Annotated in this window: 12 protein-coding genes; 8 read left to right on the forward strand and 4 right to left on the reverse strand. The window is 58.6% G+C overall.

What is annotated here, in order from left to right; translation table 11 throughout:
- Positions 1–6 precede the first annotated feature (6 nt).
- Complete coding sequence (locus tag EGJ68_RS13325) at positions 7–879, forward strand: DMT family transporter (protein WP_123035060.1); 873 nt, start codon at positions 7–9, stop codon at positions 877–879.
- 21 nt (positions 880–900) lie between these two features.
- On the opposite strand, the gene EGJ68_RS13330 is transcribed toward EGJ68_RS13325, so the two are convergent.
- From EGJ68_RS13330 to EGJ68_RS13345, 4 genes are read right to left on the reverse strand one after another with little or no spacing between them, the layout of a single operon-like run.
- Complete coding sequence (locus EGJ68_RS13330) at positions 901–1,974, reverse strand: putative urea ABC transporter substrate-binding protein (RefSeq protein ID WP_123035061.1); 1,074 nt, start codon at positions 1,972–1,974, stop codon at positions 901–903.
- 35 nt (positions 1,975–2,009) lie between these two features.
- On the reverse strand, positions 2,010–2,579 hold the full coding sequence (locus EGJ68_RS13335; RefSeq protein ID WP_158283659.1) for an N-acetyltransferase: 570 nt from the start codon (positions 2,577–2,579) through the stop codon (positions 2,010–2,012).
- Positions 2,576–3,517 (reverse strand): hypothetical protein, encoded by a 942-nt coding sequence (locus EGJ68_RS13340; RefSeq protein ID WP_123035063.1) that lies wholly within the window; start codon positions 3,515–3,517, stop codon positions 2,576–2,578. Before EGJ68_RS13340 ends, EGJ68_RS13335 begins: the two co-directional genes overlap by 4 nt.
- On the reverse strand, positions 3,514–4,557 hold the full coding sequence (locus tag EGJ68_RS13345) for an isopenicillin N synthase family dioxygenase (protein WP_123035064.1): 1,044 nt from the start codon (positions 4,555–4,557) through the stop codon (positions 3,514–3,516). Before EGJ68_RS13345 ends, EGJ68_RS13340 begins: the two co-directional genes overlap by 4 nt.
- A gap of 439 nt (positions 4,558–4,996) precedes the next feature.
- Here EGJ68_RS13345 and EGJ68_RS13350 point away from each other — a divergent pair, with 439 nt between their 5' ends.
- The 7 genes from EGJ68_RS13350 to EGJ68_RS13380 all read left to right on the forward strand — a co-directional run bounded on the left by EGJ68_RS13350 (position 4,997) and on the right by EGJ68_RS13380 (position 13,450).
- Positions 4,997–6,082, forward strand: coding sequence for a polyamine ABC transporter substrate-binding protein (locus tag EGJ68_RS13350; RefSeq protein ID WP_123035065.1), 1,086 nt, complete (start codon positions 4,997–4,999; stop codon positions 6,080–6,082).
- A 63-nt stretch (positions 6,083–6,145) separates the two neighbouring features.
- A complete protein-coding gene (locus tag EGJ68_RS13355) occupies positions 6,146–7,273 on the forward strand; it encodes an ABC transporter ATP-binding protein (RefSeq protein WP_123035066.1) in 1,128 nt (375 codons plus the stop codon).
- Positions 7,273–8,154, forward strand: coding sequence for an ABC transporter permease subunit (locus tag EGJ68_RS13360; protein ID WP_123035067.1), 882 nt, complete (start codon positions 7,273–7,275; stop codon positions 8,152–8,154). The genes EGJ68_RS13355 and EGJ68_RS13360 overlap by 1 nt, the downstream gene beginning before the upstream one ends.
- A complete protein-coding gene (locus EGJ68_RS13365) occupies positions 8,154–8,972 on the forward strand; it encodes an ABC transporter permease (RefSeq protein ID WP_199228046.1) in 819 nt (272 codons plus the stop codon). The genes EGJ68_RS13360 and EGJ68_RS13365 overlap by 1 nt, the downstream gene beginning before the upstream one ends.
- Before the next feature lie 228 nt (positions 8,973–9,200).
- The gene (locus tag EGJ68_RS13370) at positions 9,201–9,845 is read left to right on the forward strand and encodes an ABC transporter ATP-binding protein (protein WP_199228047.1); all 645 of its coding nucleotides are present in this window, start codon (positions 9,201–9,203) and stop codon (positions 9,843–9,845) included.
- Between the two features lie 7 nt (positions 9,846–9,852).
- A complete protein-coding gene (locus EGJ68_RS13375) occupies positions 9,853–12,216 on the forward strand; it encodes an ABC transporter permease (protein ID WP_123035070.1) in 2,364 nt (787 codons plus the stop codon).
- Positions 12,217–12,220: 4 nt separating this feature from the next.
- Entirely contained in the window at positions 12,221–13,450 is a 1,230-nt protein-coding gene (locus EGJ68_RS13380; RefSeq protein WP_123035071.1) for an efflux RND transporter periplasmic adaptor subunit, read from the forward strand.
- The last annotated feature ends 178 nt before the right edge of the window (positions 13,451–13,628 follow it).

The raw sequence follows: 13,628 nt of genomic DNA on the forward strand, positions 1-13,628 counted from the left end.
CTCTGCATGAATACGCGATTTGCCGCACTGGTACTTTTCTTCAGCTCAGCTGGGTGGGGCCTGACCTGGCTGCCAATCAAGGCACTCAGCGACCAGGGCCTGGACGGCTTGCACCTGGTGTTCATCGCATTCGGTGCAGGTGCCCTGCTGTTGCTGCCATGGCTCTATCGGCAACGCCGTCAATGGCAACACAAGTTGCAACTGATGGCACTGGTTGCACTGGCCGGCGGCTTTGCCAATGCCTCTTTCCAGACGGCCATCTATCACGGCGACGTTATCCGCGTGATGATTCTCTTCTATTTGTTACCGGTGTGGAGTGTTCTGGGCGGACGTCTGTTCCTCGGTGAGCGAGTGGATGCCGTGCGCCTGCTCGCCGTTGTGCTGTGTTTGTCCGGCGCATTCATCATACTGGATGTCGCGCATACCTCATGGAGCGGCGTCACCTGGATCGACCTGCTCGCGCTGGGCTCCGGCATGGGGCTTGCCGCCACCAACATCCTGTTTCGCTTCACCCAGGACATACCGGTGATGAGCAAGGTCGCCGCCATGTTCATCGGCTGTACCGCCATGATCGGCATTTCTTCCCTGTTTGTTGTGTCCGCGGCCAGCCTGCCATTACCTCAGGCAGCGCTCTGGGCGGTAGTCTATGGCGGCCTCTGGCTGACGCTGATTACCATCGGGACGCAGTGGGGCGTCACTCAAATGGATGCCGGGCGATCTTCCATTATCATCGTTGCCGAGCTCGTGGTCGCGGTGGCATCCACTGCAATCATCATGCAAACACAACTACAGTTGTTTGAAATCGTTGGTGGCGTCATGGTGCTGGTAGCCGCCATGCTGGAGGGATCGCGCAGCGAGGAACCAGTGCCGACCGTCTAGCCGGCACTGGTGCGTACGACTCTACAGCGTATCCTCCGCCGCCATGCGTACAAACTGGTGGTCAAAACGCATCTTCACATTAGCCTCGTTGCCCCAGATAGAACCGTCCGGCAATTCAATGCCAATTACATCGGGGGACGCCGCGCCCGCACCCAGCAAACCGTGCTTGAAGGTGAACTGCGTCACGAAGTCCATGGTCTCACGCACGCGCGTCGTGGTCAGGTAGTCCAGCTTGTCCTGCGGTGTCTTGAACATGTGGGTGGCGGCCAACTGCATCTCATACCCTTCAAGGTCCGTGCCCGAATTCTCGCCCATATAGGTTTTCGCGGCGATTGCTTGGGGTGTATCACCCAGCATGATCGCCACGGTCTCGAACCAGGCGCCGGTGACGGCCTTACCGAGTTCAGGGTATTTCTTCAGTGTTTCCGAATTGACACCCATGACGTCAAGGATCTCACCGGGAATCTGGCTGGAATCAAACACCTTTACCGCATTGGGTTCCTGCATGGCCATGTGTAGCTGCGGGTTCCAGAGAGTAACAGCCTGCACCTCGCTGTTCTTGAACGTGGTGGCGATATCGGCGTCCGATGTGTTGATCAGCGTGACGTCGCGCTCGCTGAGACCAGCCATCTCCAGAGCGCGAGCAAGGGCGTAGTGGGATACGGAGAGTTCCAGTAAATAAACCTCCATACCCTTGATGTCCTGCATGCTGTCGCGCCCCTTAAGCACAACCGCATCATTGCCGTTGGAAAAATCGCCCGTAATCAACGCCGTGGTATCAATGCCGGAAGCAGAAGGGATTGTCAGCATGTCCATGTTGGTCATGGTTGCGCCGTCGAACTCACCTACCGTGTACATGTTGATGGCCTCGATATAGTCATTGATCTGCACGAGATCCACTTCAATACCGTACTTCTTTGCCCACTTGTCCATGATGCCGGCCTCGTCCATATAGGCCCAGGGCATGAACCCTACGTAGATCGACCACGCGAGGGAAAACTGTGTGCGTCGCTCCTCGGCTTGTGCCCATCCTGCCGTGAGGCAGAGCGTGGCCGTTAACAGCGGTACAGCGATTGAGCGATAGATTCGTTTCATGGTCGATCTCCTGGAGGGGATGTGTACAACAAAAATCAAGCGCCGCTGGCAGACGGAAATGCCACCATGCGGGTGCTCGCGTAGTAATTGGGTATGCCGGCCTCTGCCCAGGCATCAAACGCGATAAACCTCCCGGGCCACGCCACCGCACGGAACGGCCAGTCCCGGGCTACCCAGGCAACCACCTCATCCTCAATCCGGGAGGCCTCATCTGCAGGCAGGGTTGCGTGTGTCCAGAGGTAGGCTTCTGCATCGTGATCCTGGCTCGCCGTCGGATACAGATACAGGCAGCCCAGGCAGTCGCTGTAATCGTGGGTGAGGAGGTGATAAGCAAACGAACGTTGCGCCAAAAATTCTTGCTCATGCCAGATAAGGTCGGCACGATCCTCTTCCAGGCGCATGGTTTCTGCCGGCCAGCTGTCTGCGGGGCCAAAAAGATGCTGTATGTGACGTCGGCTGGCCATAACCGCGGCATAGTCCAGCGTCACCCACTCCGGTCCTGCCGGCACCAGCATCGCCTGGGTGCCTCTCCAGCACTCAGGGGGCCTGTAGGCTGCCAACGCCAATGGCAAAAAACCCCCGGCGCGTGTGCTGTAGCCGGTCATACGAGAACCTCCGCATAGCGCCGGAGGGTGGCTGACTCGCGCGCAAACCAATTCTCGGATGCCTGATTTGCAGGGGTTTTGATGGAAAAGCTGCGCTGTGATTCAATCACATCAACCGCGTAACGTCGCAGGCACCGCCGTCCATTGTGGTAAAACTCATGCTCAAGCTCGTCACTGCCCTGCACCCAGGAAAACTCTCCGGGTTCCAGAAGTGGCTGCCCTCTGCGCTCGGGGATTGTGCTGTGAACCACCGTGTAGCCATCGGCGACAGAACCGGCAGCAACCGAGGTCTCGAAATCGAGTAGTGCGCGCAGCGTCTTCGTATCACCCACCGCATTTGCCGCCAGCTCCTGCAACGTTGCCGCGCCTGCGGTAACACCGGCTGACCGACCCAACACCTGTGCCGCATGGTCGCCGCAAATGATCAATCCGCCGCCACGCGGTGACCACTGGCCACTATTCTCGTCGTATTCCTGCAACAGCTGCAAACCCAAAAGTGGCCCGGGTGCCGACGGCTGCAGCCGCCAGTCTTCAACATAGGCGCCGCTGGGAGCAAACTCGATCATGCAGTTGCCGATTCTTTTCAACTGAGCGGGTTCGGGCCAACGATCAGTCACCTGCAATGAGTCTCCAGGGTGCCACACCATCGCTTCACCGCTCCATGCACAGGATGCCAGCCAGCCCTCGTAGCCTGCTCGGCCAACGATTTCGAGCTCGTTGTACTCATTTAAAGGTGCGGCACGCACTTGATCTTCCAACCGCGGCAGACGCAAGTCGATGGTGAAGTTCCGACTCTGAAACCAGTACACAATGGTTTGCTCGTCCGACTGTCCGTTGGCAAAGCTGATGCAGCGTCGGCGGAAGCAGCCCAACATCCAGTCCGGTACGCCGCCGGCGGGTTCCCGCGGGTATTTTTCAAGCAACTCTGCCAGCGTCATGATTGCGCTGGCACTTTGGGACCAAAGCTGGACAGGCCGAGGCTACCCTTGGGTAACACAAGCTCACCGGTCTCAAGACGCCGCTTCAGGTAGTCAAAGGTCTGTGCGGTTTGTGCAAACAGGTGTTCACCGCAAATTTGCGGCGCGTAACGCGGGGGGCTCCCTGCATGCACCAGCTCCGGCAGGGGCTTGATCTCCACATCATAATCGACGTTGCAGAACATGGGGAACGCATAGCGCTCTTCAGCCACTTTACGCACCCGGTGTGCTGTGGCGACAAACGCGCCGTTGCTGAGTATCTCCAGCATGTCTCCGATATTGATGACAAATGCATTCTCAAGCAGCGGCACGTCGATCCATTGCCCCGCCCCGTTCATGACTTCCAGACCCGGCGCCGTGGGCAGTAGAATAGTGAAACACTCATAGTCTGTATGAGCACCGATACCAGCCGCTGCAGAGTCGGGGCGTGGATCATGGGGATAGTGAATGAGGCGCAGTTGCGTCGGGGGCCGCGTCACCAGGCGGGTGAAGCGGTCTTCCGGCAGTCCAAGTGCCAGAGCAAATCCGCGGAAAAGGCGATTGCCCAGCTCGAAAGCAACGTTGTAATACGCCTGCACGTCGGACTTGAACCCGGGCATGTCTGGCCACTGGTTTGGTCCCAACATCGGGCGTTCGTAACGGGGTTCGAGCATGTCGAAGTTGAGGTCGTAGGCTTCCTTGCGATCGGGCACCGCCGTGCCGTAAAGCTGTTCCTCTCCTTCCGGTACATAACCACTGTGATTGCGGGACTGTCCGATATAACTCGCCATCTTGACGGCCCGGCTCTGGGCGAAGAACTCGGCCGCTCGCTGGCGGAAACGCTGAATTATTTCAGGGGCGATTCCGTGGCCCGTTATGTACAGAAAGCCGGCAGCGCGCGCGGCCATGCCGAGTTCCTGTGCTGCTTGCATGCGGCTGTTTGCGCTGGCAGAACTCAAGCCCGCGATGTTCACAACCGGTAGCGACTGAAATGCTTGATGGGTGTTCGGTGTCACCGACATAGAGACAACCTCGCCTGTCCACAAAAGTCATCTGGTCGTCCAGACACGGTCAGCGGCGGGTGGGCCGTCCGGGTCGTCCCGGAACTCGCGGTAGTCGGACAACAGCCTGCGAAGCCCGATCCGTGGAAAATACATTGCGAGTTTTATGCCAATCTACTGAAATTGCGCCAGAAGCACTGAAAATGCAGAGGTTTACCCCGCTCTACCTAGTTTTCACCCGCAGCCTGCTCTCGATCGGCACTGATTCAGCGCATCAAATTCGTGCGGCGCGCAATGACAGGTGCACAAGCATGGTGCGTGACCCAACGCGTGTGTTTCCTCGTGTGGCCAGCAATGGCGTGAAGCAGAAATAAAACAAACTCTGGAACGCCGGAAACACTTGATCAAATTGCAAAGACCGGTAGATACTCGAACAACCCCACCTTCCGGAGCATCAAACATGAAAGGCAAGACACTGGGCGCCGCCTGCCTGTTCGCCCTTGCGACAGCAGTCACAGCAGCTGACGAGGTTCGTGTTTACAACTGGTCCGACTACATTGACGAGGAGCTCCTGGCCAAGTTCGAGGAAGAGACCGGGCTGAAACTCATTTACGATGTCTTCGACTCGAACGAAGTACTGGAAACCAAAATGTTGGCCGGCGGATCGGGGTACGACGTGGTCGTTCCGTCGGGTACATTTCTGCAACGCCAGATTGCCGTGGGCGCCTTCCAGAAACTGGACCCGACAAAACTGACCAACAGAGCGAACCTGTGGGACGTTATCGAAAAGCGCACGGCACGCTACGACCCCGGTAACGAATACTCTGTGAATTACATGTGGGGAACCACAGGCTTGGGCGTGAATGTCAAAAGAGTTGCAGAGGTACTCGGTGAGGACACCCCCATCAACTCGCTGGATCTCATTTTCAAGCCGGAAAACATGGCGCGACTCGCCTCCTGTGGCGTGCACTTTCTGGATGCGCCCGCCGAGGTGATTCCCGCTGCGCTCGCCTATATTGGCGAAGACCCGGACAGCCATGACCCGGAAGTGATCGCCAAGGTCGAACCACTGCTGATGGCGGTTCGGCCCCATGTGCAGAAGTTCCACAGTTCCGAATATATCAATGCACTCGCCAATGGCGACATATGCGTTGCCTTTGGCTGGTCTGGCGACATTCTCCAGGCTCGCGACCGTGCCGCAGAAGCTGATGCCGGCGTAGAGATCGTCTATCACGCCCCCAGCGAAGGCGCCCTGATGTGGTTCGACCAGATGGCGATTCCCGTGGACGCCCCCAACCCGGAGGGCGCGCACACATTCCTCAACTTCATCATGGACGCAGAGAACATGGCGCAGGCCTCCAACTACGTGTTCTATGCCAATGGCAATCTTGCCAGCCAGGCGTTCCTCGTGCCCGACGTGATAGACGATACCGCTATATACCCCGATGCCGAGACGCTGGAGAACCTCTACATCACGACGCCCTACCCTGCCAAGGTACAGCGGACGGTCACGCGCCTGTGGACCCGGGTCAAGTCGGGCACTTGATCAGGCCATGCACGCCGGCACGTAGCAACGCGCCGGCTTCTGCCATTCGCTGACGAGGGCACCGTGCCACAAACCGTTTTTGCACCCTGGGACGATCCAACCGCGAAACCTCTGATCCGGTTCAGCAACGTTACCAAGCAATTCGGCGATTTCACGGCCGTACGCAACCTGACGCTCGACATTTACGAGCACGAGTTTTTTGCGCTGCTGGGCCCTTCCGGCTGCGGCAAGACCACCATGATGCGCATGCTCGCGGGGTTTGAGGATCCCAGCTCTGGGCAGATAGAACTGGCGGGGCAGGATATTGTGCCCGTCCCTCCCAACAAGCGCGCCGTGAATATGATGTTCCAGTCCTACGCTCTGTTTCCGCACCTCAACGTGTGGGACAACATTGCCTTCGGCCTGCGCCGCGCGGCAATGCCGAAGGACGCACTTCGCGCGCGTGTCGAAGAAATGCTCAAGCTCACCCGGCTGGAGCGCTTCGCACGGCGCAAACCGCACCAGATTTCGGGTGGCCAGCGCCAGCGTGTGGCGCTGGCAAGAAGTTTGGCGAAAGCGCCCAGACTGCTACTGCTTGATGAACCCATGGGCGCGCTGGACAAAAAGCTGCGCCAGGACACCCAGTTCGAGCTGATGGATATCCAGGAAAAAACCGGCACAACCTTCGTCATCGTCACTCATGACCAGGAGGAAGCCATGACGGTGGCGAGCCGCGTTGCGGTGATGGACGAAGGCGAGCTGATTCAAGTGGCGACCCCTTCGGCGATTTACGAGGCACCCAATTGCGTTTACGTCGCTGACTTCATCGGTGATGTGAACATCATCGAAGGTGCCGTGCACCCCTGCGGCCCCACCTGTTACAAGCTGCACTGGGCCGAGAGTTTTGCACCGCTTGTGGCGTCGTCGGAACAGCCCTTCGCTACCGCCCAGAAGGCCTTTTTGGCCATCCGGCCCGAGAAGATGCATATTTCAGCTGAGCCACCTGCGGGGGCGGAGAACACCATTCAGGGCAGGGTTCATGATATCGCCTACCTGGGTAATATCAGCACCTACCATGTTGAGGTGGCCGGGGGGCGTATGCTGAAAGCGCAAGCCGCCAATACACGACGTATCGAGAACCGGGGATTTACCTGGGATGACCAGGTCTGGCTGTCCTGGGCGTCAAATGCCGGCGTTTTACTGGAAGCGTGATGAAGAGAGTCGTTGTCGCCCTCATCCCTTACCTGTGGCTCCTCGGCCTGTTCCTCGTGCCTTTTGCCATTGTGCTCAAGATATCACTCTCCGACGTGGCCATGGCCCGCCCACCCTACCTGCCCCAGTTCAGCTGGAGCGAAGGGATAAGTACCTTCCTGTCGCAACTGGACTTTGAGAATTTCACGTTTCTCACTACGGATGACCTGTACTGGAAGGCCTATCTCTCCAGCCTGCAGATTGCCGCTACTTCCACTCTACTCACGCTGCTGATTGGCTATCCCATTGCCTACGCCATGGCGCGCGCGCCAGAGCAATGGCGCGCCATCCTCATGATGTTGGTGATTCTGCCCTTCTGGACCAGTTTCCTGATCAGAGTGTATTCCTGGATGGGCATTCTCAGCCAGGAAGGCTATCTCAACCAATTGCTGTTGGGCCTGGGCGTGATCAGCGAACCGTTGATTATCCTCAATACGAAAATTGCCGTGTATATCGGTATTGTCTACACCTATATCCCGTTCATGATTCTGCCCATTTACGCCGCCCTGCACCGACTCGACAATTCACTGATAGAGGCCGCCGAGGACCTTGGCTGTTCCCGCGCCAAAGCGTTCTGGCTGGTCACCGTGCCCTTGTCACGCAATGGCATCATCGCCGGCTGCTTTCTGGTATTCATTCCCACGCTGGGAGAATTCGTGATCCCCTCACTGTTGGGCGGCTCGGGCACCTTGATGATCGGCAAAGTGCTGTGGGAGGAATTCTTCAATAACCGTGACTGGCCAGTGGCTTCCGCCGTTGCTGTGGTGCTTGTGCTGATCCTGATCATTCCGATTGTGCTGTTTCAGCAAAACCAGCAGAAACAGCAGGAAGCAGAGAACTGATGCGCCTGAGCGGATTCAACATCACCTCACTGACTCTGGGCTTCGCCTTTCTGTACTTACCCATGGTCATACTGGTGGTGTACAGCTTCAATGAGAGCCGCCTGGTCACCGTGTGGACCGGCTTCTCCACCCGGTGGTATGGAGAGCTGCTGAACAACCAGGCGTTTCTGGATGCCGCGTGGGTAACCTTCAAAGTCGCCGCCTTATCTTCCACCCTTGCCACTGTACTCGGAACCCTCGCGGCATACGCACTGGTACGGGGCGGACGCTTTGCGGGTAGAACCCTGTTCTCCGGCATGATTTACGCGCCTTTGGTGATGCCGGAGGTGATCACAGGTTTGTCGCTGTTGTTACTGTTTATCGGTATCGGGCTGGAACGCGGCGTATTGACGATTGTGCTCGCCCACACCACGTTTTCCATGTGCTACGTGTCGGTAGTCGTCTCCTCCCGCCTGGTGACTTTTGATCGTTCACTGGAAGAGGCCGCGCTGGACCTGGGCTGCTCACCCTGGAGCGCCTTCCGTCTCGTGACCTTACCGATTATCGCACCTGCGGTGATCTCGGGGTGGCTACTCGCCTTCACTCTGTCGCTGGACGACCTGGTGATCGCATCCTTCACTACCGGTCCATCCGCGACCACACTCCCCATCAAGATTTTTTCCGCGGTGCGCCTCGGCGTCAGCCCGGAGATCAATGCGCTCTCCACGCTCATGATTGCCATCGTCACGCTGGGCGTCATTGTCGCGTCGCTGATATCCAAACAGAAGTTTGTACAACAGCAGCAACGGGAAAGGCAGATTGACAATCGCACGCGCTGACCCGGCGACTCACGTACCACTGTCAGTTAATTATTTGCACGGCATTAGTGCGTTCACATTTTTCGGGCTAACATGGTGCTCGACGCCCTCTGATGGGCCAGCAAACAAACCACCGTGCTTTCCCAAACCCCAGAACCGAACGCCATGTGCCAAACAGGGAACAAAGAGCCGCTAAAGGCTTTCACTACCCGAGGGCTGACAAAAGTCTATGGGGAGGGAGCGGCGCAAGTGCACGCCCTGCGCGGCGTTGATGTAGAAATTCCGGCCGGCGAACTGGTCGTATTGCTGGGACCCTCCGGCAGCGGCAAGTCTACGCTACTGAATATTCTCGGTGGACTTGATCGGGCCAGCCAGGGAAGCGTTCTGTTTCAGGAACAGAACCTCGCGGGAATGACAGACGTGGAGCTAACCCGTTACCGTCGGGATCACGTGGGTTTTGTGTTTCAGTTTTATAACCTGATGCCGAGCCTGACGGCCTACGAGAATATCGAGCTGGTCACCGAAATTGCTGCCGACCCGATGAGCCCCGCCAGGGCCCTGGAACTGGTGGGCCTGGGCGAGCGCGGCGACAGTTTCCCGAGCCAGCTCTCCGGCGGTGAGCAACAGCGCGTGGCAATCGCGCGCGCAGTGGCAAAGCAACCCACTGTGCTGTTTTGCGATGAGCCCACCGGTGCCCTGGACAGTACCACTGGGCGCGCCGTGCTCCAGGTTCTGAAAAGCGTCAATGAGACACTGGGGGCGACCGTATTGATTGTCACACATGCCGCGGCCACAGCTGACATGGCCGACCGGGTTATCCATTTTGCGGACGGCCGGATCCGGGAGGTTCGCGTCAACAGAAACAAACGTGACCCGCAGGACATAGAATGGTAGCGCCCGCATGAGCCCGCTGGATCGCAAGCTGCTCAGGGATCTCTGGAGGATCAAGGGACAGGCAACGGCGATAGGCGCGGTAATCGCTGTGGGCGTGCTGTTGCTGGTGATGATGTCGGGGTTGATAACGTCACTGGACGAGACTCGCCGTGCTTACTACGAACGCTACCGGCTGGCCGACATCTTCGCTCCGGTCAAACGTGCGCCCCAGCACCTGCTGGCGGAATTGGCGGCCATCCCAGGTGTCAATACCGTAGAGGGGCGCATTACGGGTCACGCGCTTATCAACCTCCCCGGACTGGATATCCCGTTGCGGGCCCAGGCGGTCTCCACCCCGGATTTTCACACACCACGCCTCAACGACTTCTACCTGAGCGCCGGGCGCGCGCCCAGCCGGGAGCGGCTTGATGAAGTGATGTTGCTTAAAGGTTTCGCCGAAGCGCACGGGTTGCAGCCGGGGGCTGTACTTGACGTGACGATGAATGGGGCAAGACACACACTGCGTATCGTGGGCCTGGCACAAGCGCCGGAGTTTTTGTACACCACCGCGCCCGGCGAGCTGATGTCGGATGATGCCCGCTATGCTGTGATCTGGATGAACACGCAATCCCTCGCTGCAGCCTACGATCTGGACGGGGCTTTTAACGAGGCACTGCTGTCCATTGGGCGCGACAGTCAACCCCAGGAAATCCTGAATGCTGTGGATCGTCTGCTTGATCCCTATGGCGGATTCGGCGCCTATGGCCTGGAGGACCATACATCCAATCGTTTTATTAGCGAAGAAATCGCTGGGCTGCGTGCGACAGGCTCCGCAGTGCCCCCGATTTTCCTCGCGGTCGCTGCATTCCTGCTCTATATCGTTGTGTCGCGCATGGTAGAGGCCGAGCGAGGGCAAATCGGCCTGATAAAGGCGTTTGGCTACACCAACCTCGAAACAGGACTGCACTATTTCAAACTGATACTGGCCATCGCTGCGGGCGGCGCGATTGTGGGTTGTCTGCTGGGCATTTTGGCCGGCCGGGCACTGGTTGACGTCTACCTGCTGTATTTCAAGTTTCCCTTTCTGATTTTTCAGCTTGAGCCCGGATCATTCATCACTGGCTTCACCGTGAGCGTGGGCGCGGCCTCTGCCGGCGGTTTACTGGTGCTACGCCGCGTTTTCCGGCTGACACCCGCCTCGGCCATGCAGCCCCCCGCCCCGCCTCACTACAAACAGCTCGGCAAAATGGCACGCTCCATACAATCCGCGCTTGACCAGCCAAGCAGGATGGTGGTGCGGCGCCTGACCCGCCAGCCTGGCCGCATGGCGGGCGCCATCGCCGGTATCGCCGCGGGTATGGGGCTCTCGGTCGCCATGGTAGGCATCATGAGCGGCTTCAACGAAGCCATTGATCTGACGTTCAATGTGGTAGACCAGAGCGATCTGAGCGTCACATTCAATGAGCCACTGTCCACCACTAGCCTGGGCAACCTGCGCAACATACCGGGCGTGATGGATGCACAGTCCATTCGCACTGTGTCTGCGGTATTGCGCTACGGTCGCAACAGGCACCTCGGCGCCATCAGTGGTTTGCCGCCCAACTCGAGGCTCTATCGAGCCGTAGACCGCTCGATGGGCACGATTCACCTACCGACTGGCGGTATAATCCTGGCAGAGCCTCTGGCCCGAATCCTCAACGCCCGAGTGGGTGACGTGCTGACCATTGCGGTACGCGAAAGCAGACGACCAACACTGGAGGTGCCCGTTGCCGGCATTGCACAAACGCTACTCGGGGCGCCGGCTTATATGGATCTTGATTCACTCAACCGTGCCCTCGGAGAACCTAACCGCATGTCCGGTGCCTATTTGCGTATCGACAGCGCGCAGCAGAGTACGGTGTACCGCACACTCAAGGATATGCCCACCGTCGCGGGTGTCAGCCTCAAGCGGGATGCAAGAAACGCGCTACAGGAGCAGATGGATATGGGGGCAGGTGCAATGCGCTATATCATGCTGGCCGTTGCAGGCATCATCACTTTTGGTATCGTCTACAACGCCGCGCGCATCGCCTACGCAGAGCGTGCGCGAGATCTGGCCAGCCTGAGTGTGATCGGATTCACCCGCAGCGAAGTCGCCTTCGTGCTCTTGGGCGAACTTGCGGTGGTCACTTTGGTTGCCCTGCCCGCAGGGTCTGTGCTCGGCTACTACCTCTCATTTGCCGTCGCAGCCGGGTTCAGTACCGACCTCTACCAGATCCCTGCACAGGTTCCCGCAGCCGGCTATGGCGCAGCGGCGCTTGCCGTTCTAGCAGCAGCAAGCCTCTCGGGCTGGCTGGTAAAACGGGACATTGATGGCAGCGATATCGTATCCGCGCTCAAAGCACGAGAGTAGCCCCATGACCAGAAAACACGCCAGAACCGTGATCAGCCTGTCAACAGCCACCGTGGTAATTCTGGCGCTGGGATTTGCCTTCTGGCCACGCCCCACCATGGTGGATATGGGTGAAGTCACGCGAGGCACCATGCGGGTGACGATCAATGAGGAAGGCCGCACCCGAGTGCACGATGCCTACATACTCTCAACGCCGCTGGCCGGCCGCCTGCAACGTGTGGAAGTACTGCCGGGGGATGCGGTCGTTCACAACCAGACCGTCGTCGCGCAAATGCTACCGAGTAACCCCGACTCACTCAATATCCGCACGCGAGAACAGGCACGGACCGAAGTCACCGCAGCGGAGGCAGCATTGCGGCTTGCGCGCGCCGAATTGAACAAGGCTGTTGCCGACAGCGACCTCGCCAAGACCGATCTGCAGCGCATTCGGCGTTTACGCGGCGAGGCCATGGTGAGCGAAGCCGACCTGGATCGCGCCGTGCGCGAGGCGCGCACCGCCGAGGCGCAGCTGGGCACAGCTGAAGCCACCATCGCAATGCGCGAGGCGCAACTTGCCAACGCGCGCGCAAGCCTCATCAGCTTCCACGACAAAGACGCTCCGCAGAACGCCGTGGTCACAGCACGAGAGACAATTCCGCTGTATGCGCCGGCAACCGGCCGTGTCTTGCGCGTGTTGCAGGAAAGCGAAACCACCCTGCCGGCAGGCACTGCCATTCTGGAAATAGGCAATATTGAGAACGATCTTGAGGTGGTTGTTGAATTGCTGTCTACAGATGCCGTGAAAGTATCACCCGGAGACCGCGTCATCCTTGAGGACTGGGGTGGGCCAACAACGCTGAACGGGGTGGTCGACCGTGTCGATCCTCTGGGTTTCACCAAGTTCTCCGCACTCGGCGTGGAAGAGCAACGTGTCAACACCATCATTCGCTTCACGGACCCGACTGAAGCGCGACAAGCCCTCGGGCACGGCTACCGTGTGGAGGCACGCATCATTATCTGGGAAAACAACGCCGCGCTGATCGTACCGGCGAGTGCGCTGTTCCGCAACGGTTCGGACTGGGCCGTATTCAAGGTCAGCAATGGCAAAACGCGACTGACGCCAGTCACTATCGGCCGTAATAATGGCATCATCGCTGAGGTGTTGGGTGGGCTTGAAGCCGGTGACGGGATTGTGCTCTACCCTGCATCAGGGCTCACGAACAACACCAGGGTCGTGCAGAGGCATGCGGGCTAAACGGCGAGCAATGCCCGAGAACACCGCACTCTGCAGGCCCAAACGCCGCTACAGCTTACGCGCCTGCCTGGCGTCCTTTGCGCCTGCCGCGGGATCGGAGTGTGGTAACGTTACCGGATGAGAACACGATTCCCCGTCATTTCAAGCACTGTCCTGTTGCTCACTCTGTGCATTGTTA

Source organism: Haliea alexandrii, from assembly GCF_003719295.1.
In the GTDB taxonomy this organism is placed as follows: Bacteria; Pseudomonadota; Gammaproteobacteria; order Pseudomonadales; family Halieaceae; genus Haliea; species Haliea alexandrii.